The sequence below is a fragment of the Xanthomonas euvesicatoria genome, from assembly GCF_013112235.1.
GTDB lineage: Bacteria > Pseudomonadota > Gammaproteobacteria > Xanthomonadales > Xanthomonadaceae > Xanthomonas > Xanthomonas euvesicatoria.
This window is the reverse complement of record NZ_JABFFS010000001.1, coordinates 4,211,222-4,235,425: the sequence shown is the minus strand read 5'-3', so window position 1 is coordinate 4,235,425 and position 24,204 is coordinate 4,211,222. Positions and strand designations below refer to the sequence as shown.

The 24,204-nt window shown below is 66.8% G+C and carries 20 protein-coding genes; 10 read left to right on the top strand and 10 right to left on the bottom strand.

The window, feature by feature from the left end; translation table 11 throughout:
* Positions 1 to 276: 276 nt before the first annotated feature.
* Entirely contained in the window at positions 277 to 1,011 is a 735-nt protein-coding gene (locus tag HLH45_RS18190; protein ID WP_008573166.1) for an SIMPL domain-containing protein, read from the bottom strand.
* 138 nt (positions 1,012 to 1,149) lie between these two features.
* Between HLH45_RS18190 and HLH45_RS18185 the strand changes: the two genes are divergently transcribed.
* The 3 genes from HLH45_RS18185 (at position 1,150) to HLH45_RS18175 (ending at position 7,311) form a co-directional block, all read left to right on the top strand.
* Entirely contained in the window at positions 1,150 to 1,722 is a 573-nt protein-coding gene (locus HLH45_RS18185) for a Maf-like protein (RefSeq protein WP_011347998.1), read from the top strand.
* Entirely contained in the window at positions 1,722 to 3,221 is a 1,500-nt protein-coding gene (gene rng / locus HLH45_RS18180; RefSeq protein ID WP_031423396.1) for a ribonuclease G, read from the top strand. Before HLH45_RS18185 ends, rng begins: the two co-directional genes overlap by 1 nt.
* Before the next feature lie 169 nt (positions 3,222 to 3,390).
* On the top strand, positions 3,391 to 7,311 hold the full coding sequence (locus HLH45_RS18175; RefSeq protein ID WP_033478702.1) for a YhdP family protein: 3,921 nt from the start codon (positions 3,391 to 3,393) through the stop codon (positions 7,309 to 7,311).
* A gap of 15 nt (positions 7,312 to 7,326) precedes the next feature.
* Here HLH45_RS18175 and HLH45_RS18170 read toward each other — a convergent pair whose 3' ends face one another.
* Positions 7,327 to 8,079, bottom strand: a complete 753-nt coding sequence (locus HLH45_RS18170; protein WP_033478709.1) for a DUF6065 family protein — start codon at positions 8,077 to 8,079, stop codon at positions 7,327 to 7,329.
* A 98-nt stretch (positions 8,080 to 8,177) separates the two neighbouring features.
* Here HLH45_RS18170 and tldD point away from each other — a divergent pair, with 98 nt between their 5' ends.
* The gene (gene tldD / locus HLH45_RS18165) at positions 8,178 to 9,623 is read left to right on the top strand and encodes a metalloprotease TldD (RefSeq protein WP_011347993.1); all 1,446 of its coding nucleotides are present in this window, start codon (positions 8,178 to 8,180) and stop codon (positions 9,621 to 9,623) included.
* 256 nt (positions 9,624 to 9,879) lie between these two features.
* On the opposite strand, the gene yjgA is transcribed toward tldD, so the two are convergent.
* Positions 9,880 to 10,461 carry a ribosome biogenesis factor YjgA gene (gene yjgA / locus HLH45_RS18160; RefSeq protein ID WP_008573162.1) on the bottom strand — a complete coding sequence of 194 codons (582 nt, stop codon included), beginning with the start codon at positions 10,459 to 10,461 and terminating at the stop codon, positions 9,880 to 9,882.
* A gap of 147 nt (positions 10,462 to 10,608) precedes the next feature.
* On the opposite strand from yjgA, the gene pmbA reads away from it, so the two are divergent.
* Complete coding sequence (gene pmbA / locus HLH45_RS18155) at positions 10,609 to 11,976, top strand: metalloprotease PmbA (protein ID WP_033478700.1); 1,368 nt, start codon at positions 10,609 to 10,611, stop codon at positions 11,974 to 11,976.
* A gap of 326 nt (positions 11,977 to 12,302) precedes the next feature.
* Positions 12,303 to 12,764, top strand: a complete 462-nt coding sequence (locus tag HLH45_RS18150; RefSeq protein WP_014090566.1) for a DUF4870 domain-containing protein — start codon at positions 12,303 to 12,305, stop codon at positions 12,762 to 12,764.
* A 69-nt stretch (positions 12,765 to 12,833) separates the two neighbouring features.
* On the opposite strand, the gene HLH45_RS18145 is transcribed toward HLH45_RS18150, so the two are convergent.
* The 5 genes from HLH45_RS18145 to HLH45_RS18125 form a co-directional block, all read right to left on the bottom strand.
* Positions 12,834 to 13,922, bottom strand: a complete 1,089-nt coding sequence (locus tag HLH45_RS18145; protein ID WP_008573158.1) for a M35 family metalloendopeptidase — start codon at positions 13,920 to 13,922, stop codon at positions 12,834 to 12,836.
* A gap of 461 nt (positions 13,923 to 14,383) precedes the next feature.
* Positions 14,384 to 15,259, bottom strand: a complete 876-nt coding sequence (locus HLH45_RS18140; RefSeq protein ID WP_031423384.1) for a polyprenyl synthetase family protein — start codon at positions 15,257 to 15,259, stop codon at positions 14,384 to 14,386.
* Between the two features lies 1 nt (position 15,260).
* Positions 15,261 to 15,521, bottom strand: coding sequence for an exodeoxyribonuclease VII small subunit (locus HLH45_RS18135; protein ID WP_003486852.1), 261 nt, complete (start codon positions 15,519 to 15,521; stop codon positions 15,261 to 15,263).
* Positions 15,522 to 15,552: 31 nt separating this feature from the next.
* Positions 15,553 to 16,857, bottom strand: coding sequence for a tRNA lysidine(34) synthetase TilS (gene tilS / locus HLH45_RS18130; protein WP_033478698.1), 1,305 nt, complete (start codon positions 16,855 to 16,857; stop codon positions 15,553 to 15,555).
* Positions 16,858 to 17,226: 369 nt separating this feature from the next.
* A complete protein-coding gene (locus tag HLH45_RS18125; protein WP_031423379.1) occupies positions 17,227 to 18,933 on the bottom strand; it encodes an alkaline phosphatase family protein in 1,707 nt (568 codons plus the stop codon).
* Between the two features lie 143 nt (positions 18,934 to 19,076).
* Here HLH45_RS18125 and HLH45_RS18120 point away from each other — a divergent pair, with 143 nt between their 5' ends.
* The 3 genes from HLH45_RS18120 to HLH45_RS18110 all read left to right on the top strand — a co-directional run bounded on the left by HLH45_RS18120 (position 19,077) and on the right by HLH45_RS18110 (position 21,999).
* Positions 19,077 to 20,417 (top strand): dicarboxylate/amino acid:cation symporter, encoded by a 1,341-nt coding sequence (locus HLH45_RS18120; RefSeq protein ID WP_029819779.1) that lies wholly within the window; start codon positions 19,077 to 19,079, stop codon positions 20,415 to 20,417.
* Positions 20,418 to 20,426: 9 nt separating this feature from the next.
* Complete coding sequence (locus tag HLH45_RS18115; RefSeq protein WP_008573155.1) at positions 20,427 to 21,263, top strand: class I SAM-dependent methyltransferase; 837 nt, start codon at positions 20,427 to 20,429, stop codon at positions 21,261 to 21,263.
* Between the two features lie 244 nt (positions 21,264 to 21,507).
* The gene (locus HLH45_RS18110; protein ID WP_014090559.1) at positions 21,508 to 21,999 is read left to right on the top strand and encodes an acyl-CoA thioesterase; all 492 of its coding nucleotides are present in this window, start codon (positions 21,508 to 21,510) and stop codon (positions 21,997 to 21,999) included.
* A gap of 199 nt (positions 22,000 to 22,198) precedes the next feature.
* Here the strand turns inward: HLH45_RS18110 and HLH45_RS18105 are convergent, their stop codons facing one another.
* Both HLH45_RS18105 and HLH45_RS18100 read right to left on the bottom strand, forming a co-directional pair.
* The gene (locus HLH45_RS18105) at positions 22,199 to 22,948 is read right to left on the bottom strand and encodes a C40 family peptidase (RefSeq protein ID WP_017168813.1); all 750 of its coding nucleotides are present in this window, start codon (positions 22,946 to 22,948) and stop codon (positions 22,199 to 22,201) included.
* Positions 22,949 to 23,057: 109 nt separating this feature from the next.
* Entirely contained in the window at positions 23,058 to 23,600 is a 543-nt protein-coding gene (locus HLH45_RS18100) for a C40 family peptidase (protein ID WP_008573152.1), read from the bottom strand.
* 109 nt (positions 23,601 to 23,709) lie between these two features.
* Here HLH45_RS18100 and HLH45_RS18095 point away from each other — a divergent pair, with 109 nt between their 5' ends.
* Positions 23,710 to 24,189 (top strand): FKBP-type peptidyl-prolyl cis-trans isomerase, encoded by a 480-nt coding sequence (locus tag HLH45_RS18095; RefSeq protein WP_014090558.1) that lies wholly within the window; start codon positions 23,710 to 23,712, stop codon positions 24,187 to 24,189.
* The last annotated feature ends 15 nt before the right edge of the window (positions 24,190 to 24,204 follow it).

Here is a 24,204-nt window from a genome sequence, read left to right as displayed (position 1 = left end):
GGAAAGGACCAGCGCGAGCCGGACGCACATCACCATCCGGTGGCGTAGGTTTACCGCGACCTCTGCGCGGGCACAAGCGATTTCGAAGCGCTGGAGGTCGGCTGGTCGATTCGCCCCGATCGCATCGATCCGCACACATTTGGCGCGCCTGACTCGTGCCGGAAACGGGGCGTTGCCATCGCAAGAGGAGGCAACAAAAATTTTGGCTTGGCCATAAAAAAAACTGCCCTCGAGGAGGGCAGTCTGCAAAGCAAACCGAACGCGGTTGCGGTCAGGTCAACGCCCCAGCTCGAACGTCACATCCAGGTTGATCGACAAGGTGCTCTCGCCGGGGGCGACCGGGGTGTCCATCTCGGCCTTTGCCGAGCGCATCGAGGCGGCCATCATCATCGGGCGGACTGCGCCGCCGCTGCGGCCTTCGGAAATGCTGACGATGCGGCGCACCTTCAGCCCCAGCGACTTGGCGTAAGTTTCGGCGCGCGCCTGGGCCTTCTTCAGTGCGGCAACGCGGGCTTCGTCGTAGACCGGCTCGGGTTGGTCGATCGAAAAGCTGGGGCCGTTGATGTCGTTGGCGCCTTGCGCGACCAGGGCGTCGAGCACCTTGCCCAGGCGGGTGATGTCGCGCACCTTGAGGCTGACCGTGTTGCTGGCTTGGTAGCCGTTGATCTTGGGCGCTTCGTTTTCCTTGTAGGTGTACTGCGGGCTCAGATTGATGCCGCTGGTCTGTACGTCTTTGTCGGCGATGCCGGCAGCTTTAACCGCGGCCATGACCTTGCTCATCTGTTCGGCGTTCTGGCGCATGGCGGCGTTGCCGTCGGCGGCCTGGGTGACCACCCCGGCAGACAGCGTGGCGATGTCCGGCACACGCTTGGCTTCGGCCTCGGCCGAGACATTGAGCAGGGTGCCGTCGCTGGGAATGGTGTAGCTGGACGCGGGTTGGGCGTGGGCAGTCATGGCGGTTCCGGCAGCGATGGACAGGGCCAGCAACAACGGCTTGAGATGGGTACGCATGAGATCTCCTTGTCTGTGTGGCGAGCGTGTTGGCAGCTCGATGAATATGTTGTGAGTCGAGCACGACAGCGCCGTCGGCAACGGTGTGTGCGTTCACCAGGCAAGCGGGCGAGTGCGGGCAACAGGTATGCTGGACGGATGCTCTATCTCGCTTCCCGTTCGCCGCGCCGACAAGAACTCCTGCAACGCCTGGATGTGCCGTTCCAGACGCTGCAACTGGATGTGCCCGAGCTGCGCGCAGCCGACGAATCGCCCGACCAGTACGTGCAGCGCGTTGCGTTGGAAAAGGCGCATGCCGGGCTGGCGCTGGTACAGGCCGCCGACCCCGACGCCATCGTGCTGGGCTCCGATACCGAGGTGGTGCTGGGCGAGCGGGTGTTCGGCAAACCGGTCGATGTGGACGATGCCGTTGCCATGCTGCGCGCGTTGTCCGGGCGCACCCACCAGGTGCTCACGGCGGTGGTTCTAGTCTGCGCACAGCGCGCGCCGGCCCAGGCATTGGTGGTGTCGGAGGTCACCTTCGACACGCTCGATGATGCGCAGATCGCCGCCTACGCCGCCTGCGGCGAGCCGATGGGCAAGGCTGGCGCCTACGCGATCCAGGGCCGCGCCGAACGCTTCATCCGCCATCTGTCCGGAAGCTATTCCGGCGTGATGGGATTGCCGCTGTACCACACCTCGCAGTTGCTCACAGCCTTCGGAGCGCATTGATGTCGGAAGAGATTTTGGTCAACGTCACCCCGCGCGAGACCCGTGTGGCGGTGATCGAGAACGGCATGCTGCAGGAACTGCACATCGAGCGCGGCTGGCGCCGGGGCGTGGTGGGCAATATCTACAAGGGCAAGGTGCAGCGGGTGATGCCGGGCATGCAGGCTGCCTTCGTCGAAGTGGGGCTGGAGCGTGCCGCGTTCCTGCACGCCAACGACGTGGTCCGTCTGGCACCGGCACCAGCCAGCGTGGTCGATACCGAAGAAACCCCGATCCCGCCGCCGCCGCCGGCCTCGGTGCCGATCGTGGAGCTGCTGCGCGACGGCCAGGAGATCGTGGTGCAGGTGGTCAAGGATCCGATCGGCACCAAGGGTGCGCGGTTGACCACGCAGATCAGCATCCCTTCGCGCTATCTGGTGCTGCTGCCGCAGTCCAAGGTGGTTGGGGTGTCGGCGCGCATTGAAGACGAGGCCGAGCGGCTGCGCCTGAAGACCATCGTCAGCGAGGTCTCGGCCCAGCATGGCGGCTTCGGCTACATCATCCGCACCAATGCCGAAGGCCAGCCGGCCGAGGCGCTGGCCGAGGACATCGCCTACCTGTCGCGGGTCTGGAACGTGGTCGAGCGCCGCGGCCGCGAAGCGCCGCCGTGCAGCATCATCTACGAAGACCTGAGCCTGCCGCTGCGCGCGGTGCGCGACCTGATCCGCCGCGACGTGGAAAAGGTCAAGGTCGATTCCAACGAGACCTTCGTGCAGCTGCAGGCGTTCGTGGCCAAGTACATGCCGGTGCTGGCCGAGCGGCTGGAGCTGTACACCGGCGACCGCCCGATCTTCGACCTGTACGGGGTTGAAGACGAGATCGGGCGCGCGCTGAACAAGCAGGTGCCGCTCAAATCCGGCGGCTATCTGGTGATCGACCAGACCGAGGCGATGACCACCATCGACGTCAATACCGGCTCGTTCGTCGGTCAGCGCAACCTCGAAGAAACCGTCTTCCGCACCAACCTGGAAGCCGCGCAGGCGGTGGCGCGGCAACTGCGCCTGCGCAACCTGGGCGGCATCATCATCATCGACTTCATCGACATGGACGATGCGGAGCACCGCCGGCAGGTGCTGCGCACCCTGGAAAAAGCGCTGGCGCGCGATCATGCCAAGACCACGGTGTATGAGTTCTCGCCGTTGGGCCTGGTGGAGATGACCCGCAAGCGCACCGTCGAAAGCCTGGAGCGCCAGCTCTCGGAAACCTGCAGCCAGTGCGGCGGGCGCGGCACCATCAAGACCGCCGAAACGGTGACCTACGAAATTTTCCGCGAGATCACCCGCGCCGTGCGCCAGTTCGATGCCGCGCGCCTGTTGGTGATCGCCTCGTCGAAAGTGGTCGCCCGCATCACCGAGGAAGAGTCCGCCGCCGTGGCCGAACTGGAAGAGTTCCTCGGCAAGAGCATCCGCTTTCAGTCCGACGACCAGTACCTGCAGGAGCAGTTCGATGTGGTGCTGCTGTGAGTCCGGGAATGGGGAATCGGGATTGGGGAATGGGTGTGGAGCAACAGCCGCTCTACGGCGCTTCGGTTATCTCTTCAGTCTGGATGCGCAATCAGACGGCTGACCGTTCGTAAGCCGGGTCCGGTGCCCTTACGATTCCCCATTCCCCATTCCCCATTCCCAGCCGTTAATGCCCACCCCGCTGCGCCGCCGTCTCCGTCTGTTTCGCCGCTATGCGATCACTGCCTGCGCGCTTGCGCTGGTGGCGGTCGCGTTGTTGGTGGGCGCGGCCAGCCAGGCGCTGCCGTTGGCCGAGGAACATCCGCAGCAGATTGCGCAGTGGCTGAGCCAGCGTGCCGGTCAGCCGATTGCGTTCGACCGGCTGCAGACCGAATGGACCCGGCGCGGTCCACTGCTGCGGCTGGATGGGCTGCGTATCGGTCCGCACGGCGAGGTGCGCGTCGGCCAGGCCGAGGTGCTGTTGGCGATGTACGCCGGGTTGCTGCCGGGCCATTCGCTGACCGAAATACGCCTGCGCGGCCTGGCGCTGACCTTGCAGCGCAGCGACGACGGTGTGTGGTCGGTCCAGGGCATGCCCAGCGGCGGAAACTCCGATCCGTTGGATGCGCTGCGCCGGCTGGGCGAGATCCAGCTGGCCGAAGCCCGACTGCACGTGGCCGCGCCCTCGATCGGCCTGGACACCACGCTGCCGCGCATCGACCTGCGCCTGCGCGTCAGCGGCTCGACGGTGAAGGTGGGCAGCCGTAGCTGGATCGATCTCACGCGCGCGCCGCTGACGGCGGTGCTGGAATTCGATCGCGACAGCGGCGACGGCAGCGCTTATGTGCAAGCCGATCCGGCCGACCTGTCCGCATGGGCGTCGTTGCTGCAGTTCGGCGGCATGCGCGTGGAGGGCGGTGGTGGGCGCTTGCAGGCCTGGGCGCAATTGCGCGCACGCCGGATCGCTGCAGTGAGCGTGGATGTCGACCTGCAGCAGCTCCGCCTGTCCGGGGCCGCGCTGCCGGACGAGACCGCGCGGCGCACGCTCACCTGGGAACGGCTGCAGGCGCGTGCGCGCTGGCAGACCATCGATGGCGGCTGGCGCGTGGACGCGCCGCTGCTGCGCCTGGGCCCGGCAGCGCAACTGCAGCACCTGGACGGGCTGAGCATTGCCGGCGGGCGCCGCTATGCGGTGGTGGGCAAGCATGTGGATGTCTCGGGCCTGATTGCAGCTGCCGCCTTGAGCGAGCAGTTGTCGCCCGCCTTGCGGCGTTGGCTGAGCCTGTCCAAACCGCAGCTGCGCGTGGCCGACCTGCAGGTCGCCGGCGAGCGAGGCGGCGACCTGCGCGCGCGGGGCCAGATCGAAGCGTTGGGGTTTCTGCCGGTGGGCAATGCGCCTGGCATCAGTGGCCTGCGCGGCACCTTCGATGGCGATGCGCAGGGCGTCGAGCTGGATCCCGCGCCCGACGCCACGCTGCGTTTCGATTGGCCGACCGGCTTCGGCGTGGTGCACGAGATCCAGCTGGCCGGCAAGATCGTCGGTTGGCGCGAAGGCGCGGGCTGGCAGGTCGCCACTCCGGCGTTGCGCGTGCAGGGCAAGGATTACGGCGCCAACGTGCGTGGCGGGCTGTGGTTCCAGGGCGATGGCAGCCGCCCGCGCATGCAGCTGGCGGCCCAACTGGACGATGTGGCGCTGCCGGTGGCGCGCAAGTTCTGGATCCGCTCCAAGATGAGCGAGGCCGCCATCGACTGGCTCGACATGGCCGTGGCCGGCGGCACCGTCACCGGCGGCACTGGCCTGGTCAGCGGCGATCTGGACGATTGGCCGTTCGACAACAACGACGGGCGCTTCGAAGCGTTCGGGCAGATCCGCGATGGCGTGATCCGCTTCCAGCCGGACTGGCCGGCGATGGAGCAGGTCCAGGCCAACCTGAGCTTCATCGGCAACGGCTTCTCGCTGCAAGGGCAGGGTGATCTGGCCGGTACCCCGGTCGCGCAGCTGGAAGCGGGTATTCCCAGCTTTGCCACCTCCGAACTGTACGTGCGCGCATCCACGCAGGCCGATGCGGCGCAACTGCTCGGCATGTTGCGCAAGAGTCCGCTGGAGCGACGCTATGGCGACACCTTGCGCAATCTCACCGTGTCCGGGCCGGCCGCCGTGACCTTCGACCTGCTGCGCCCCTTGCGGACGCATGGTGCCGGTGGCCATCTGCAGGGCACGGTGGCCCTGCAGGGCGCCAAGCTGGCCGACGCGCGTTGGGACCTGGCCTTCGACCAGGTCAGCGGGCAGGCCGAGTATCGCGACACCGGCTTTGCCGCCGAGCGGCTGAGCGTGCAGCACGAAGGCCGCAGCGGCGAATTGTCGTTGCGCGCCGGCGGGTTGGTGCAGGACCCCAGGCAAGCTTTCGAAGCACGTCTGGGCGCCACCCTAGATGCCTTGGAACTGTTCGACCGTGCACCCCAGATGGAATGGCTGCGCCCGTACGTGCATGGCAGTGCGCCATGGCAGGTGGGCGTGGATGTGCCACTGCCGCCGCCGGGGCAGACCGATGCGAACGCGGTGCTGACGCTGCGCTCCAATCTGGTCGGCACCACGCTGGATCTGCCCGCGCCGTTGGACAAGGCAGCCAGCGAGCCATTGGACACCCGGGTCAGGGTCGCGCTGCCGCTCGGCGATGGCGACATCGATGTGGGGTTCGGCAAGCTGGTGGCGCTCAAGGCCAGCAGCCATGGCGCGCAGACCGGCGTGCGTGTGGTGATGGGCACCGATACCGTCACCGAACGGCCACCCGCCAACGGGCTGGTGGTCACCGGCCGCGCCGCCTCGCTGGATGCGATCGACTGGATCAGCCTGGCGCGCGGCAGCAGCGGCGACGCCGACATGCCACCGTTGCCCGGCCAGCCGGCCGTGCCCGCCAAAGACCCGATGCCGTTGCAGCAGGTGGATGTGCAGGCAGACCGGTTGCTGATGATCGGTGGGGTGTTCCCGCAGACGCGTCTGCGGCTGCGCCCCACCCGCGACACAGTGGCGGTGACGCTGGACGGCCCCTCGCTGGCCGGCCAGCTCACCGTGCCCAATGCCGACGGCGCAACGGTGCAGGGCACGTTGAAGACCGTGCACTGGCAGCCGGTGGAGGCGCCTGCCGAGCCGGCCGCGCCCGAGCCCGGCGATCCGTTGGCAGGCGCGTTGCCGGAGCCCGCGCGTCGTGCCGTGGCCGAATTCGACCCGGTGTCGATTCCGCCACTGGCGCTGGATATCGACGACCTGCAGATCGGCAAGATGACCTTCGGCGCGGCCACCTTGCGCAGCAGCCGGCTCACCGATGGCATGCAGGTGGATCAGCTGCAACTGCGCTCGGACGATCAGAACATCGGCCTCACCGGGGCCTGGCGCGGCAAGGGCGAGGCAGCCAGCACGCGGTTGTCGGCGCGCGTGGACAGCCGCAACCTGGGCAATCTGCTGCAGAACCTCACCCTGGGCGGCCAATTGCGCGGCGGCGAAGGGCAACTGGAGCTCAATGCCGGCTGGCAGGGCTCACCAACCGGTTTCGCGCTCGGCTCGCTGGACGGCAACCTCAAGGTCGATGTGCGCAATGGCCAATTGCTGGAAGTGGACCCGGGCGCCGGCCGCGTGCTCGGTCTGCTGAGCGTGGCGCAGCTGCCACGCCGGTTGATGTTCGACTTCCGCGATTTCTTCTCCAAGGGGCTGGCCTTCAACAAGCTGGCCGGCGAGGTGCGCTTCGGCGAGGGCTTCGCGCGGACCGATGCCATCCGCATCGAAGGCCCGGCTGCCGACATCGCGATCCGAGGCCAGACCGACCTGCGCGCGCAGACCTTCGACCAGACCGTGGACGTGAACCCCAAGGCCGGCAACCTGCTAACCGTGGTCGGCGCAGTGGCCGGCGGCCCGGTGGGTGCCGCCGTCGGCGCAGCGGCCAACGCGGTGCTCGGCAAACCGCTGGGTGCGATCGGTGCCAAGACCTATCACGTCACCGGGCCATGGAAAGACCCGCAGGTGGACGTGGTGGAGCGCGAGGCGCGCGAGCGGGCGCCGAGCAAACCGGCCGCCCCCTCCGGCAGGTCCGGCAAGCCAGATCCGACGCAGCGCTGACGGACTCCGTCGGCCTCACTCCGCGGGCGCGTCCTCGCTGCCGGCACGGGTAAACATCGGCAGGCGCAGCCGCGACCGGTGCCCCGGCACCGGCGGCTGCCCGGGTGCGGCCACACCAAGAAAATAGCCACGCTGCCATTTTTCGCGTGCCGCCGCCGATTGCGCATCGGGCAGTTCGTCCAGGAAGCGCGTGCGGCTGGATGTCCAGTCGGCGTGTTGCTGCGCCAGCTGCGGCGCTTTGGAAAGCGGCTTCCACTGCGGCTGCACCTGCTCGATCAACTGCCGCTGCAGCGGGAACAGATGACAGAACGGTTCGCCCGCCTCGAAGCGCACCCGCCCGGGCCGGGTGAAGCGCCAGTTCATGGTGAAGGTGTGCGGGCTCCAGTCGGTTTCCACCATGCCGCTCAGCGCGCCGATGCCGTCCTTGGGCCGGTTCAATGGACCGGTGACGAACAGGTCGATGCCGGTGTCGGTGCGGAACAGGCACGGTACGTGGAAGGTCAGCACGCCATAGCCGAAGTGGCTGATCGCCGGTGCCTGCGTGTTGGCATCGGCGCTGATGCTAATCGCCGCCAGTGCGTCGCTGCCGTCCCAACTGGCCTCGAAACCGGACTGGCACAGCAGCTCCCAGCCATGCGCATTGGCGATCGCCAGCGGCAGGCAGCGGTAGGCGTAGCGCTGGTCGGTGGCATCCATCCACGCGCGCTCGTGCGGGGCAGGGCGGATGTCCAGCGTATGGCCATCCAGGACGTAGGCGATGAGCTTCATGCGCGGGCGATCGGTGAAGAACTGGCCAGCGATGATAGCCGTGCGCATGTTCAGCCGAACGACTTGTCTCCCCGGCGCGCGGGCCCCATCCTGACCACATGACCGATAACGCTCTCACTCTGGCCGAAACCCGGCTGCTGCTTCCTTCCGGCCTGGACGCCGGCCATCTCGACCGCACCTTCGGCGCCCTGCTGGGCCCGGGCATCGACTTCGGCGATCTGTATTTCCAGCATTCGCGGCGCGAGAGCTGGAGCGTGGAAGACGGCATCGTCAAGGACGGCGCGCATTCCATCGAACAAGGCGTGGGCGTGCGCGCAATCGCCGGCGAAAAAACCGGCTTCGCCTATTCCGACGACATCCACCGCGATGCGCTGCTGGAAGCGGCACAGTCCGCGCGCGCGATCTCGCGCGAGGGCGGGGCGCAATCCACCCGCGCGCTGGTACGCGGCAATGGCCGTGCGCTGTACCCGGCCACCGATCCCATCGACGACATGGACAGCGCCACCAAGGTGGACCTGCTGCGCCGGATCGACCAGTTCCTGCGCGCTGCCGACCCGCGCGTCAAGCAGGTGATGGTGAGCCTGTCCGGCGGCGTGGACACGGTGCTGATCGCCCGCAGCGACGGCGTGCTGGCAGCAGACGTGCGGCCGCTGGTGCGCTTGAACGTGCAGGTGATCGTCGAACAGGGCGGCCGGCGCGAATCCGGTTATTCCGGCGGCGGCGGCCGCTATGGCTATGCCGAACTGTTCGCCGACGGCCGCCCGGAAGGGTTTGCGCGCGAAGCGCTGCGCCAGGCGCTGGTGAATCTGGACGCGATCCCGGCGCCGGCCGGGGTGATGCCGGTGGTGCTCGGCCCGGGCTGGCCCGGCGTGCTGTTGCACGAGGCGGTGGGGCACGGCCTGGAAGGCGACTTCAACCGCAAGGGCACCAGCGTCTACGCCGGCCGCATCGGCGAGCGCGTGGCCTCGCCGGGCGTGACCATCGTCGATGACGGCACCCTGGACGGGCGCCGCGGCTCGCTCAATATCGACGACGAAGGCACGCCCAGCCAGTGCACCACGCTGATCGAAGACGGCGTGCTGGTGGGCTACATGCAGGACAGCCACAACGCGCGCCTGATGGGCGTGGCGCCCACCGGCAACGGCCGCCGCGAATCGTTCGCGCACCTGACCATGCCGCGCATGACCAACACCTACATGCGCGCCGGCCAGCACGATCCGGAAGAGATGATCCGCTCGGTCAAGAAGGGCATCTACGCGGTGAACTTCGGTGGCGGCCAGGTCGACATCACCAGCGGCAAATACGTATTTTCGGCCACCGAGGCCTACCTGATCGAAGACGGCAAGGTCACCGCACCGGTCAAGGGCGCCACCCTGATCGGCAACGGCCCGGAAACCATGCAGAAGGTGCGCATGATCGGCAACGACCTGGCGCTGGACGAAGGCGTGGGCGTGTGCGGCAAGGACGGGCAGAGCGTGCCGGTCGGCGTCGGCCAGCCGTCGCTGCTGATCGACGGCATCACGGTCGGCGGAACGCAGGCCTGAGATGCGGGGAATCGGGAATCGGGATTTGGGAATCGTAGCGGCAGGAGCGCAAAGCAGTGCGTCAGGCCTTTGCGATGCACTGGTCCCGATGCGCTTGCGGCATCGGGATTTGGAGGTCGTCGCAGCGGCAGTCCGTTGCCGTGTGTCTGGCGCTTACGGCGCGTCGACCTCGATGCGTCGCAGCAGGAATTGGCGGTGGAAGTCGGGCCGGTCTGCGATCACTGCCGGGCGACTGCGCCGCCGCTTCCGTGAATCCTTACTCGTCGCCTTCCGCCGCCGACTCGTCGTCTTCCAATCCCGAATCCCCACGCTCCAATCCCTGCTCTTGAGACAGCTCCCGCAGCACCTGGAACAGCTCGCGGTAGGCGCGCGGGGGCTTGTTCTTGGCACGTTCGTGGATCGCGTTGCGCACCAGTTGACGCAGTTGCTGGCGATCGGCGGCCGGGTAGGCTTCCAGCAGTTCGGCCAGCGCCACGTCGCCTTCGGCCAGCAGGCGTTCGCGCCAGCGTTCGACCCGGTGGATCGCCGCCACTTCGCGGCGCGCGGTATCGCTGTTGGCGTCCAGCGCATCGCGGATCGCGGCCAGGGTCTGCTCGTCCTCGCGGCGCATGTGCTTGGCCAGAAACGCCAGCTGCCGCTTGTGCGCAATATGCGAGGTGATGCGCTTGCTCTCTTCGATATGCGGGATCAGCGATTCGGGCACCGGCAACTTGGCCAGCTGCGCCGGGGTCAGCGCCACCAGCTTTTCGCCCAGGTCGAAAATCTCCAGCGCCTCGCGCCGCTGCTGGCTGCGGCTGGCGCCACGAAATTCACCGGTCTCTTCATCGCGTCCGCGCATTGCCACCACATCCCGAAACTTGGTTGATAAACATCTGCGGCCTCGAACGGCCGGGCGTCGGCGGAACAACTCCGCACCGAATTCAAACATTCCGGTCATGGATGGCCGGGCTTTCGCGGACGGATCCGCGTTTCCAAGGATAAAGCATTGAACGCACTCTCCTCCGAAATCCGCGTCACCGACGACAGCCTGCAGCGCCTGGATGCGCTCACCGACATCTCCCAGCGCCTGCTCGAGCGCGCGCGCGCCGCCGGCGCCACGCAGGCCGAAGTCAGCTGCAGCGAAGAGCGCGGCCTGGACGTCAATGTGCGGCTGGGCGCTGTAGAGACGGTCGAATCCACGCGCGATCGTGGCATTGCGGTCACGGTCTACTTCGGCAAGCGCAAGGGCAGTGCCAGCACTGCCGACCTGCAGGATTCAAGCCTGGAATCTACCGTGGCGCAGGCCTGCGCGATCGCCCGCTTCACCGAAGACGACGTGGCCGCCGGCCTGGCCGACCCGGAGTTGATGGCGCGCGAGTTCCCCGAGCTGGACAGCTGGCATCCGTGGGCGCTGGACGCCGATACCGCCGTGGATCTGGCGCTGGCCTGCGAAACCGCCGGCCGCGACGCCGACGCGCGCATCACTAATTCCGATGGCGCCTCGGCCAGCACCGGTCTCAGCCTGTCGGTGTACGCCAATTCGCACGGGTTCATCGGTCGCGAGCGCGGTACCCACCACTCGATCAGCTGCGCGCTGATTGCCGGGCAGGGCGATGGCATGCAGCGCGACGGCTGGTACAGCAGTGCACTGGCACGCGAAGACCTGGAAGCGCCCGACGCCATCGGCCGCCATGCCGCCGCGCGTACCGTGGCGCGCTTGCAGCCGCGTTCGCTGCCCACCGGTCAGTTGCCGGTGCTGTTCGCTCCGGAAGTGGCGCGCTCGCTGGTCGGCCACCTGCTCGGCGCGGTGTCCGGCGGCGCGCTGTATCGCCGTGCCAGCTTCCTGCTCGACAGCGTCGGCAGCACGTTGTTCCCGGACTGGTTCAACATCGAAGAGCTGCCGCACCTGCGCCGCGGTTTGCGCTCGGCCGCCTTCGACGGCGAAGGCGTGGCGACGCGGCGTTCGGCGCTGATCACCGACGGCGTGCTGCAGCGCTATGTGCTGGGCAGCTATTCGGCGCGCAAGCTGGGCCTGCAGACCACCGCCAATGCCGGTGGCGTCCACAACCTGCAGGTCACCGCCAATGCGGGCGATCTGGCGTCGATGATTGCCGGCATGTCGCGCGGCCTGCTGGTCACCGAATTGATGGGCAACGGCGTCAATCCCGTCACCGGCGACTATTCGCGCGGGGCCGGCGGCTTCTGGATCGAAAACGGCGTGATTGCCTACCCGGTCGATGGCCTGACCATCGCCGGCAATCTGCGCGACATGTTCGCCGGCATCGAAGCGGTGGGCAGCGATGTCGACCCGCGCTCGCACGTCAAGATCGGCTCGGTGCTGATCACCCGCATGACGGTGGCAGGCGACAGCTGAGCGGCACCGCTGTGCCGGCTTCGCCGGTTTCCGGGCGGCTTGTCGTGTAGGCGCACGCCTCACGAGCCGCCGCTCGCACCTGACGATGCATCTGCGTAACGCCGAAGCGGGCAGGTCACGGTCACCGCCGCTGTCTCCGATGCGATATGCGCAATGGGGTATGGATCTTGCGGCCGCGCGCGCGACGTGCGAGCGCTACCTGCGCACCTTGCGACGCGCGTGAATAAGCCCTCTGCGTCTTGTGGGCGGCACCCGCTCGCACTAAGGCAGGGTGGTCTTTTTCGCCATGGCGCGGCCGATTGCAGCCATGGCCGGGCCGCGCACCCATGTCTTTCCGCACTGGTGGCTGGCTGAATCGTTGCTATAGTCCGCCGCACCACAACCATGCACGGGGAGACATGATGAGCGAATTCGAATCGCACGCCGCACCGCCACCGCCACCGGTCGGCACCAGTCCGTCGGAGGAGCGTACGCTCGCGCTGGCCGCGCATCTGCTCGGCATCGTGACCTCGTTCGTCGGTGCGTTGGTAATCTGGTTGATCAGCAAGGACGCCAGCCCGTCCAAGCCGTTCGCGACCGATCAAGCTAAGGAAGCGCTGAATTTCCAGATCACCGTGCTCATTGCCACCGTGGCAGCGATCATTCTGACCATTGTCTCGTTCGGCATCCTGTTCTTCTTGCCGACGCTGGTGTGGATTGCCAACCTGGTGCTGTGCATCCTGGCCGCAGTCAAGGCCAACAACGGCGAGCATTACCGTTACCCGTTCGCGCTGCGCCTGATCAAGTAATCGGCGCGGTGGAAACAACAAAGGCCCGGCAGCGATGCCGGGCCTTTGTCGTATCAGGCGATGGAGCGATCAGTTCTGCGCCGGGGTGTTTTCGGCGAAGTACTCATGGCTATCGGCGTTGGTGATGGCCTGCGCCGGGTTGCTGATCGCCAGGCTGCGCGCGCCGGACTGGCCATAGACGCGGTCCTGGGTGCCGGCGACGACCGTGAAGTGACTCATCTCGTGTACCAGCGTGCCGGCCTTGGAGTCGGTGCCGGTGGTCGATGCACTCCAGAACGCATTGCAGACATAGATTTCGTAAGGCGCGTTGGCATAGACGTACGCGAAGGCACTGTCGGTGCAACCGCAATTGATGGTAATCTGGCCGTTGTTCTGGTCCAGCGCATTGTCGATGTTGACGAAGTTCGAGCTGACCCGGCTGTAGCGCGAGGCGTTATAGGCACCAAACCAGGTGGTGTAGCGCGCGCCGGTGCTGCCGGCATTGAGGTAGTTGCGCGCGTTCTGCGAGTAGTTGCGCGCGGCAGTGACGGCACTGGCGATCTGGCTGGTGCGGGTGGTGCTGCAGTTGAGGTAATTGATGCCGTTGACCACGGCGGTCGGGCCGACTGCGAGCTGGCGCTGTACGCCACGGTTGACGCCGTCCAGCCACACGGTGAGCGGGGTGCTGGTGGCCACGGCCGGCTCGCCGCTGGCGGCTTTCATCAGGCTGCCGTCGGAAAAGGAGGCGTACTGCAGCGCCGAGCGCACCTGGATGGTGTAGTTGCCGCTGGTGGACAGATCGTAGGCGCCGGCCAGATCGACCTCGCCCTTCACGCTCTGGCCTGGCTGCAGGATGGTGAAATCGGCGGCCTTGGGCAGGCCGCGCTTGACCAGGCGCCCGGTGTAGTCCACCGGCTTGCCGTCACGGCTCACTTCCAGAATGCCGTTATCCAGCGACTTCAGCGGCAGCTGGTACGTCGGCACGCGTGCGGTCTGGCTGCCGTTATTGGTGACGGTGACGGCGATCTTGCCCTGATGACGCCCAGCCTGGTCGGCCACTGGCGACAGTTCGATGGTCAACGGAAGCGGACCGCGCACGGACTGCGCCTGGGCCGATCCGAGGACGCCAACAACGGCCAGCGTGCCTGCTGCAAACGATGCGAGAAAAACGTTCTTCACCAGTGACTCTCCGTGTGATCGGGGGATGTCCGCGGATGCGGGCAAGCCAAACCTAGGCAGGACGAGCGGACGCGACAAGTTATTCAATTGCGAATATTTTTGTTCGTAGCGAACTTATGAACACCGCCGAAATAGCACGGATGTCGACAATTCAGCTTTAAAATGTGCGATCGGTCATGTGCTGCAACTCCGAATGTGTCAACGCACGACACAAATGCAGCCAGGAAAAGTTGCAATGTGTGACCGAGTTCGCTGCTTGCACGCCTCCGGTGCAGACGTTGACCGTGCGCTGGCGCACGGAGTGCGCAAATCGCGTCCGGCGCGTCCGCTTTATGTCGCAAATCGTCCAGATGTAGCTGCGCGAGCCACCAGCGCGCCATTGCGGCACGCGGGAAACTTCAGATCGATTCGGGCATCGGCCGTTCCCGCTCGCTGCGGTGTAGCGGCGTTGGCAACTGCGCCTAGTGCGCGCGGTTCACCGCAAACCGGCCCAAGGTGGCCAACGTCTCGCCTGGTTGCCCATAGGGCTGCAGGACGTCGTGCATGCGCGCGGCCAGCTCGGCCAGCTTCGCCTTGGCGCCATCCATCCCCAGCAGGGCGGGGTAGGTGGATTTGGCTTGCGCCGCGTCCTTGCCGGCGGTCTTGCCCAGCTGCGCCGAGCTCGATTCCACATCCAGGATGTCGTCGCGTACCTGGAAGGCCAGGCCCAAGGCGTCGGCAAATTCGTCCAGACGCTGCTGGTCGGCCGCCGCGGCGCATCCGGTGAGTGCGCCCATCCGGACCGCCGCACGGATCAATGCGCCGGTCTTGAGCGCATGCATACGTTGCAGATCCTGCAGCGACTGCAGTTGCCCGGTCGCGTCGATATCCAGCGCCTGGCCGCCGCACATGCCGGCCGCGCCCGCAGCAGTGGCCAGGCTCTGCATCCAGCTGACGCGCAGTTCGGCGCTTGCAGAGGCAGTGGCGAGTAATTCGAACGCGCGCGTCTGCAAGGCGTCGCCGGCCAGAATCGCGGTGGCCTCATCGAAGGCGATATGCACGGTAGGCTGGCCGCGCCGCAGCGCGTCGTCGTCCATCGCCGGCAAGTCGTCGTGCACCAGCGAATAGGCGTGAATCAGCTCTACCGCCACCGCGGGCGTGTCGAGCTGATCCTCAGCAGCGCCGAACAAAGCGCCGCTTGCGTAGACCAGCAGCGGACGCATGCGCTTGCCCCCGCCCAGCACGGCATGGCGCATCGCTGCATGCAGGCGCTGCGGTGCATGCGTGGCGCGCGGCAGGCCGGCCTCCAGGCTGCGTTCGGTGCGGGCGATCCAGTGGTCGAACAGCGCCGAACTCACCTCAGCCGTCCAGCGACGGCGGTTCGAAGGCTTCGGCAAGCTCGGGGCGGGCGGGGTCGGTCAACAAGCGCACGCGCAGTTCGGCCTGTTCCAGCGCCTGCTGGCAATCACGGTACAACCCGATGCCGCGCTCGTAGGCCGTGAGCGATTGCTCCAGGCTCAGATCGCCGACTTCCATCTTCTGCACCAGTTGCTCGAGTTCTTCCAGCGACTGTTCGAAGCGGGCAACCGGGGACGTTTCGTTCAAAGACTTCTTGGCCATCGCTAAAGTGTGCGGCGCGCGCGCAGGCGGGTCAATTCGCGTCGGCAGCCGCGCGCCATTGCAGCGCGGCGGCATTGGTCTGCAACCATGCGTCCAAGGTGGCGGAAATGATGCAGTCGCCGGCGGCGAGCACCTGCGTGCCGTCCCACAGGATCGGCAGGCGCCCGCGCTCCCACGGCGGTAGATCCAGCGCCTGCAGCAGGTGTTTGAGTTGGTGCGAGTGCGTGCGCTGCGGCAGCACGATGCGCTCGCCGCCCCGGCGTGCGCGCACCAGCAGCGGTTGCGCAAAGCGCAGCCCGGGTGCGCCGAGCAACCGCAACTGCGCACCGTCGGGCAGGTGCAGGGGCGCTGCGCCGTCCCACTGCGCGTGCCAGTCCGACGGCCAGGCCGCAGCGTGGCGATGCAGAAACAGGTACTGGCGCCAGCGGCGTACTTCTACCTGTTGCCAGGCAAAGCAGGCCTGCCGATCTGCAGCGTGATTGTCGATTTCCCGTTCCAGCGCGGCCACGCCTTGCGCAGGCAGCGGCGGCGCGTGCGCCGCACTCACCCAGGCGCGCAACAGCCGTGCCCTTCGTTCCACCGGTTGCGCGCGCAATGCCTGCAGATCCAGCGCGCCGCTTGCGGTCCGCACGCTCGGCAACAACGCCATGTCCTGCTGCAGCAGTAATGCGCTGGCATCGGCGCTCAGTTGCGCACTGCGCGCCAACGCGTCGGGTGCTTGCGGCCAGCGTTGCTGCAGCAACGGCACGACCTGGCTGCGCAGGAAGTTGCGGTCATGGCGTGGGTCGGCATTGCTGGGATCTTCGATCCAGCGCAACCCTTGCGCATGCGCGTAGGCGAGCAGATCGGCGCGGGCGTGCGCCAGCATCGGGCGCCACAGCGTGCCGCTGGCGAATGGGCGCTGCGGCCGCATCGCCGCCAGGCCTTCGGGGCCGGAAGCGCGCAGCGCACGCAGCAGGAAGGTTTCCGCCTGGTCGTCGCGATGGTGCGCCAGCGCCAGCCATTCGCCAGCAGTGAGCGCCTGCGCGAACGCCGCATGGCGCGCGTGGCGTGCTGCCGCTTCCAACCCAAGACCGCTGTCGCGTGCCACCTGCACCCGCACGATCTGCAACGGCACCTGCAGCGTGTCGCAGGTGCGTTGGCAATGCGCGGCCCAGGCATCGGCATCGGCATGCAGCCCATGATGCACATGCAGCGCGCGAAATCCTGCGTGCCGATAGCGTGGCGTCGCCGCCAGCAGATGCAGCAGCACGCTGGAATCCATCCCGCCGCTATAGGCCAGCAGCACCGGGCCGGGCGGGGTGGCTGGCAACAGGAGCGGGGTGCCGGTCAGCATAGGCGCAATCTCGCAGCGGCTCCTGCGCGCTCGGCGAGCAGATGCCATCCCTGCTGCGTGATTGCGTGTCGGCCGCCTGCCCGGGGTGTTCTCTGCCTGGGACCCATCGACGATTCCGTCGTTCCCGGCGCCCCGTAGCGCGAACAACCGTGCGCAGCTGCAGTCTGGGCTGCAACGTGCTGCCGTGCGCGGTCACCGCATCGTTCCGCTACGGCCCATCCGAGCACCACACCAACGGCTGGGGACTGCGGCTGTTCGCAGGCGCGATTGCACATGGCGGTGGCGACGCCAGGCGGGCAGGTCGAGCGGCGATGCGGCAACCGCATCACGCGCCAGCTCGCCCGCCATCGCCGCAGCGCCGCCCGCGCATCAGCGCTTGACCGCAGCCTCGAAGGTGGCCGGCCTGGGCAATTCCACCGGCACGCCGGCGGCATCGCAGGTGCCTGCCTTGCACAGGCGCTCGCGCAAGCGCGGGGTGGCCTGGACGATGACGTGGTAGATCACGTTCTCTTCCAGCGTGCCGCGGAATGCCGCGCTGCCGGGGCCGGTGGCCCAGATGCCGACATCTTCGCCGCCGTGGCTTTCGGATTTGGTCGGCACCAGCGCTTCCTGCATGTAGCTGGGTGCCTCGGTGTCGACGTGGGTCAGGTCCGGGCGGCCGGCAGCCGGCTCGCTGCTGCTGGGTTCGTGCGGATATTTCTTGGGGCCGGCCGGCTGCGCATTGCTGGCACCGGTGTAGCCGGGACCGTTGGCGTAGCTGAGCGTGGTGTATGGCTGGCCGGCCAGGTCGGTTGCCAGCTGGCTGCGGTCGCCTTCTTCGCCGCCGGTGCCGCGCACCTTGCCCAGGATCGGGTTGCCGCGCACCGGGTAGCCGACGAAGTTGAGCGTGTGCGAATGGTCGGCGGTGACGATGATCAGCGTGTCCGCTGGCGCAGTCTGCACGGCAGCGCGCACGGCATCGGACAACGACACGGTTTCGTCGAGTGCGCGGTAGGCGTTGCCGGCGTGGTTGGCGTGATCGATACGGCCGCCTTCGACCATCAGGACGAAGCCATTCGGGTCGCGCGACAGCGACTGGATCGCGGTGCGGGTCATCTCGGTCAGGCTGGGCTCGCCCTGCGGGGTGCGGTTGCGGTCGTGGTCGAACTGCATGTGGTCCGGCTCGAACAAGCCCAGCAGCGCCGGTGCACCGGACGCTGCCTGCAACTGCTGCTCGTTCCAGACATAAGCGCCCTGCGGGTGCGCCTGTTTCCATTCGGCCACCAGATCGCGGCCGTCCAGGCGCAGGCCCACCTTGTCGTCGTATTCCGGGTCGCGCTCCTGCACGCTCTGGAACTGGCTGCGTCCTCCGCCCAGCACCACTTGCGGGCCTCGGCCGTAGCGGGCGGTGGAGAGCAATTGCTGGGCGATGTCCTGGCAGCCGGCAGCACGCGCCGATTCGGGAAGGTCGGTGTCGTTTTCCCAGTTGCGGTCCGGCGAATGCGCATAGGTTGCCGCCGGCGTGGCGTGGGTCAGGCGCGTGGTGGTGACGATGCCGGTGGCCATGCCGGCGCTGTCGGCCAGCTGCAGCCAGCTCAGCAGGCCCTTGTTCAAGCTGTCGGCACAGTCGCTGCGGTTGCCGCTGCTGACCCCGATCGCGCCCATGTGCGACTTCACGCCGGTGGTGATCGCAGTCATGGTGCCGGCCGAATCCGGCGTCTGCGAGTCGGTGTTGTAGGTCTTGCTGAAAGCGGTGGCGGGGAATTGTTCCCACGACAACAGGTTTTCTTCGCCCGGCCCGCCCTTGCGCTGGCCGTCCAGGATGCGGGCGGCGGCGACCGTGGTCAGGCTCATGCCATCGCCCAGGAACAGGATCACGTTGCGCGCCTTGCCGGCCATGGCGCCGTTGCCGGCGGCACGGGCGGCGCCCGAGCGGTACCACCACTGCGGGGTTTCGCCCGCCGGGTGCGCCACCGGCGGTACCTCCACGCGGACCGACGCGGGTGCGGAGGTGCTGCTGCCGGTCGTGGAGGCGCAGGCGGCGACGCACAGCGTGGTCAGGGCGGCGAGGGTAGGCAGGCGGTAACGCATCGGCATCGAACTCGTGGCTGAATCAATCCCCATTATGCCGCGCTGGGTGGTGTCACACCGATGACACAGCGCTGTTCCAGCGGTGGTCTCGCGGGCAGGGCAGCCCTGGGCTATGGTGCATGCACTTTCCCCCCGGAAGATTCGACGACATGAAACTGGTTGCGGCGTGGTTGCGCATTCCGTTCTGGCAACGCGTGGTGGCCGGCTTCGTCCTCGGCGCGCTGGTCGGCTGGGCCATGGGCCCGGCGGCCGATGTGTGGTTCGGTCCCCTGGGTGACCTGTACGTCACGCTGATCAAGATGATCGCCATCCCGCTGGTGTTCTTCGCGGTGATCAATGCGATCTCGTCCTTGCACGGGCAAAAGTCGGTTGCCGCACTCGGTGGACGCACGTTTTTATGGTTTGTCATCACCGCAGCATTGGCGGTGGGCGTGGGCCTGGCGGTCGGCACGATCATGCAGCCGGGCGCCGGCCATTTCAGTCTGAGCGTGGATTCGGCCTGGAAGCCGCGCGATGTGCCAAGCCCGGTCCAGGTGCTGCTGGATGTGGTGCCGTCCAATCCGTTCTACGCACTGACCGGCATCGGCACCAAGACCAACGCGGCCGGCGAAACGGTGCTGGCGGCGGGGCGTGGCTCGATCCTGCCGGTGATCTTCTTCGCCGCGTTGCTGGGCTTTGCGATGGTCAAGCTCGGCGAGCGTGTGGCCGAGGCGCGCAAGCTCACCGGGCAGATGAGCGACATCATGATCCAGGTGACGCGCTTCGTGCTGGAAATGACTCCGCTCGGCACCTTTGGCCTGATCGCTGGCCTGGTCGGCAGCTACGGCTTTTCGAAACTGCTGCCGTTCGGCAATTTCGTCCTGGCGCTGTATGTGGCCTGCGCGATCCACGTTGTGGTGGTCTACAGCAGCCTGTTGCTCGCACATGGGCTCAACCCGTGGAAGTTTTTCCGCGGTGCCGCGCCTGGCATGCAGGTGGCGTTCGTCAGTTCGTCGAGCTTTGCGGCAATGCCGGTGGCAATGCGTTCGATCACGCATAACCTGGGGGTCAGCAAGGATTACGCCGCATTCGCGGTACCGCTGGGCGCCAGCATCAAGATGGATGGCTGCGGCGCGATCTTTCCGGCGTTGTGCGCGGTGTTCATCGCGCAATACACCGGCGTGCCGCTGACCGCCAACCAGTATTTCGTGGTGCTGATCGCCTCGGTGCTCGGCAGCTTCGGCACGGCCGGTGTACCGGGCACGGCCGTCATCATGGCGACGGTGGTGCTGAGTGCGGCCAATCTGCCGCTGGAAGTGATCGGCTACCTGTATGCGATCGACCGCATCCTGGACATGATGCGCACCATGACCAATGTCACCGGGCAGATGCTGGTGCCGGTGCTGGTGGCCAAGGAAACCGGACTGCTCGACAAGCGCATCTACGACTCCGCCTCCACCAATGTGGGACTGGAAGAACCGCCGGCCGACAGCGCCAGACCACTGCGCTGAGGCGGCTTGATGCGTGCCGAATCTCCACTCCTGCGCGAACGGCTGCAGCAGCTGCCCGAGCTGCAGCGCATGGATGGCGTGTTCGTGCAGCGCGGCTTGGCCGACGACCCCTTCGAGACGCGCTATCTGGAGATCCGGCGCAAGGAAGGCCGGCTGTACACCGATGCGCAGGTGCGCAGCCTGCCGCGTCCGGGCGGAAAACTGGGGGCAACGCTGGAATGGCGCGTGCGCGCGCTGTCGAGCAGTTTGCTGGTGCAGCACCTGGGCACGCATGCCGGCGAGGGCGCCATCCTCGAACTCGGTTGCGGCAATGGCTGGCTATCGCACTTGCTGGCGCAGTCGCTGCAACGCGAGGTCTGCGGCATCGACGTCAATCGCACCGAGCTCACCCAGGCCGCACGCGTATTCGGCCATGCGGCGCGCCTGAGTTTCATCGCTGGCGACATCCAGACCGTGGCACTACCGCGCGACGTATTCGACATCATCGTGCTACCCGCCTGCGTGCAATATTTTGCTGATCCTGGCGCGTTGATCGAGCGTTTGCTCGCGCATCTGCGCGAGGATGGCGAGCTGCATATTCTCGATAGCCCGCTCTACGCCACGCCGCAACGCGGCCAGGAGAGTGCCGCACGCAGCCTGCGCTACTTCACCGAGCTGGGCGTCCCGGAGCTGGCCGCGCATTACCACCAGCATACCTACGCGACGTTCGAGCGCTTTGCGGTGCAGTGGTTGTTCGACCCGCGTTGTTGGAGTGCCTGTGCGCGAAAGGCGCTCAGCGTGTCGCAGCCACATTTCCCATGGCTGTGTCTGCGCAAGCGGGACAACCCTGGGGTGCTTGGCGGTTGAGTGTGCTTGTGGGTGTTGTCTGATGACGCCGGGCAGTGTGCGTCGGGCGATCTGGCGATGACGCTGCTCACGCTCGCATGTGAATTTCAAGGCATCCGGCACTCGCTGATGGACAGCAATGGCAACGAGGGGTGTGCCGGCCGATGTTCGTAGGCGCTCACGTCGACCGGTATGGCCATCGCGTCGCGGGTACGACGAGCTTCACATGGCACACTTCCAGCTCATCCATTGACGAGGGCGGGCGGTGATTGGCCAACAGCGTGATCTGACATTTCGTTTTCTGGCCGAGCCCAGCGACGTCAACTTCGGCGGCAAGGTGCATGGCGGCGTGGTAATGAAGTGGATCGACCAGGTTGGCTTTGCCGCCGCCAGCGGTTGGAGCGGGCATTACTGCGTCACCGTGGCGGTGGGCGGCATCCGGTTCGTGGCGCCGGTGCGCATCGGCGATCTGGTGGCGGTGTCGGCCAAGCTGGTCTACACCGGCCGCAGCAGCATGCATTTGGCCATCGACGTACGCGCGCGCAGTCCGATGGGAGGCGATTCGCGCCTGTGCACGCATTGCATCATCGTGTTCGTGGCGATGGACCCGGACGGGGTCACCCCGGTCGAAGTGCCGTCCTGGCGGCCCGACACCCCGGAAGATCAACGCCTGGCCGAATATGCGCTCAAGGTGATGGAGTTGAGCAAGGGCATCGAGGACACCATGGCGCGGTACAAGGCCGACACTTCGCAGTAAGCCGCGTACGGGGTAGGTCGTCTGGCCCGATGAAAGCGCATGCGGTGCGGCCAGCGTGGCTCCTGGTGCGCCTGGCACGCGGGCCGATAGGCGCCGAGAGCATGCGCAGTCGCACACGGACGTCGCGGCCGGGTTCCGCACAACAAAAAGGCCGCGAGATCGTCGCGGCCTTGCTTGACTGAGTCCGGGCAACCGAGCGTTACAGCACGCGACGCGCCTGGATGAACTTCTCGCTCCAGTAGCCGCTCGCCAGCGAATCCACGCGCACGTCCTTGCCGCGGCTGGGCGCGTGCAGGAACTTGCCGTCGCCGACCACCAGGCCGACATGGTCGATACGACCGCGCTTGCCGAAGAACACCAGGTCGCCAGCCTTCAGCGCGCTTGGGTCCTTGATCAGTTCGGCCGATTCATCGCGGGCGATGTCGCGCGAGACGCGCGGCAGATCGATGCCGAGTGCAGTCTTGAACACATAGCCGACCAAGCCGCTGCAATCGAACCCTTCGGTGGACTCGCCGCCCCACACATACGGGGTGCCGAGCAGGGCCATGGCGCGCTGCAGGATCACCTGCACGCGGCTGTCGGCCACGGCGTTCTGGGCCGCATTGGCTGCGCTCTGCGACACGTCGTAGTTGGCAAGCAGGCGGCTGAGATCGCCAGCGAACATTGCCGAGCGGTCCATCAGCGGAATGGCATCGTTGGCAGCCAGATGCGGAAGCAGGGCGGCCAGTGTTGCAGTGGCAGCGGCGTCGGCGCGGCTGCGGGTTGCGGCTTTCTCGGCGGCGACGGCGCTGTCAGGCGTGGTCGTCTGCGGAGCGGATGGCGTGCTGCTGGCGGTCTGCGCGAATGCGGGAAGTGCTGCAATCAAGAGAGCGGTGGCGCATAGCAGGCGGAGCGGTTTCCGGGGCGGAAGCGGTGCGGCGCCAGTTTTGATCTGTTCGTCGTTCGTCACGCGGGAATCACAGTTCTGCTGTCGATGCGAGATGATGCCCTGGTGAAAGAATCGTTACGTTCAAAAAAAGTTAACTTTCCGTTTTATGACTTGTGATCTACGTCACATTTCAGTGTAAAACCCGCTTCGAACCTGAATAATGGTCACGCCAGTAAGCTCCATCAAGGAAATCCAGGCGGACCGTACCGCCCGTGGTAGGGGCATGCACGAAGCGGCCTTCACCGACATAAATGCCGACGTGGGTCACGTTGCCGCCGGAGCCAAAAAACACCAGATCGCCGGTGGCAAGTCGCTCGGGCGGGATGCGCGGGCCCTGAATTGCGGCCAGTTCGCGGGAGGTGCGCGGTAGCGCCAGGGCCAATACATCCCGGTAGACATAGGTGACCAGCCCGCTGCAGTCGAACCCGGTCTCTGGCGTGTTGCCGCCGAACCGGTACGGGGTGCCCACCAACCCCAGCGCGCGCATCAGGATGTTGTTGGCGGCGGCCGGGTCGGCTGGCGTTACCTGCGGCCACACGCGCGTTGTCGGCGGTGGCGCGGCCGGGCGCTGAACCGGCGTGTGCGACGAACAGCCCCCCAGGAGCAGCAGGCCCAGCAACAGGCTGGCCGCGGCGCAACGGGGGCGGGCGGCGAAAACTGGCGTGATATGCATGGAGCCGGGATAATGGGCGGTTCGAAAGGTCGCCATGATGGCGGCGCACCCGGCGGCCGACAAGCCGTCCTCAACCGTCTGCCACCGGGCAGCCCATTCAGAGCCAGGCATGAAGATCGAAAAAGACAGCGTCGTCCGCTTCCATTACACCGTTTCGGAGATCGGCCAGGAGCCGATCGAGAGCTCCAAGGAGCGTGACCCGTTGGCGATCATGATCGGCCACGGCAACATCATCCCGGGCCTGGAAGCGGCCATGATGGGGAAGGAGGCCGGCGAGAGCTTCGGCGTGGACGTCAAGGCCGCCGACGCCTACGGCGAATACCGCGAAGGCCTGAGCCAGCGCGTGCCCAAGAAGCATTTCGGCGCCACCAAGCTGGTGCCCGGCACCCAGGTCGTGCTGCAGACCAACTTCGGCCCGCGCGCAGTGACGGTGCAGAAAGTCGGCATGAGCGTGGTCGATGTGGACCTCAATCACCCCATGGCCGGCAAGGATCTGCATTTCGACGTGGAGATCGTCGAAGTGCGTGAAGCCACCGCAGAAGAACGCGACCACGGCCATGTGCACGGCGACGGCGGTCATCACCACTAAGGGTGGGGCACGCGC

Excerpts from the sequence above, each read along its gene's own strand:
- HLH45_RS18190 (WP_008573166.1), bottom strand. The coding sequence starts at position 1,011 with ATGCGTACCCATCTCAAGCCGTTGTTGCTGGCCCTGTCCATCGCTGCC.
- HLH45_RS18185 (WP_011347998.1), top strand. The coding sequence starts at position 1,150 with ATGCTCTATCTCGCTTCCCGTTCGCCGCGCCGACAAGAACTCCTGCAA.
- rng (WP_031423396.1), top strand. The coding sequence starts at position 1,722 with ATGTCGGAAGAGATTTTGGTCAACGTCACCCCGCGCGAGACCCGTGTG.
- HLH45_RS18175 (WP_033478702.1), top strand. The coding sequence starts at position 3,391 with ATGCCCACCCCGCTGCGCCGCCGTCTCCGTCTGTTTCGCCGCTATGCG.
- HLH45_RS18170 (WP_033478709.1), bottom strand. The coding sequence starts at position 8,079 with ATGAAGCTCATCGCCTACGTCCTGGATGGCCATACGCTGGACATCCGC.
- tldD (WP_011347993.1), top strand. The coding sequence starts at position 8,178 with ATGACCGATAACGCTCTCACTCTGGCCGAAACCCGGCTGCTGCTTCCT.
- yjgA (WP_008573162.1), bottom strand. The coding sequence starts at position 10,461 with ATGCGCGGACGCGATGAAGAGACCGGTGAATTTCGTGGCGCCAGCCGC.
- HLH45_RS18150 (WP_014090566.1), top strand. The coding sequence starts at position 12,303 with ATGTCTTTCCGCACTGGTGGCTGGCTGAATCGTTGCTATAGTCCGCCG.
- HLH45_RS18135 (WP_003486852.1), bottom strand. The coding sequence starts at position 15,521 with ATGGCCAAGAAGTCTTTGAACGAAACGTCCCCGGTTGCCCGCTTCGAA.
- tilS (WP_033478698.1), bottom strand. The coding sequence starts at position 16,857 with ATGCTGACCGGCACCCCGCTCCTGTTGCCAGCCACCCCGCCCGGCCCG.
- HLH45_RS18125 (WP_031423379.1), bottom strand. The coding sequence starts at position 18,933 with ATGCCGATGCGTTACCGCCTGCCTACCCTCGCCGCCCTGACCACGCTG.
- HLH45_RS18120 (WP_029819779.1), top strand. The coding sequence starts at position 19,077 with ATGAAACTGGTTGCGGCGTGGTTGCGCATTCCGTTCTGGCAACGCGTG.
- HLH45_RS18115 (WP_008573155.1), top strand. The coding sequence starts at position 20,427 with ATGCGTGCCGAATCTCCACTCCTGCGCGAACGGCTGCAGCAGCTGCCC.
- HLH45_RS18100 (WP_008573152.1), bottom strand. The coding sequence starts at position 23,600 with ATGCATATCACGCCAGTTTTCGCCGCCCGCCCCCGTTGCGCCGCGGCC.
- HLH45_RS18095 (WP_014090558.1), top strand. The coding sequence starts at position 23,710 with ATGAAGATCGAAAAAGACAGCGTCGTCCGCTTCCATTACACCGTTTCG.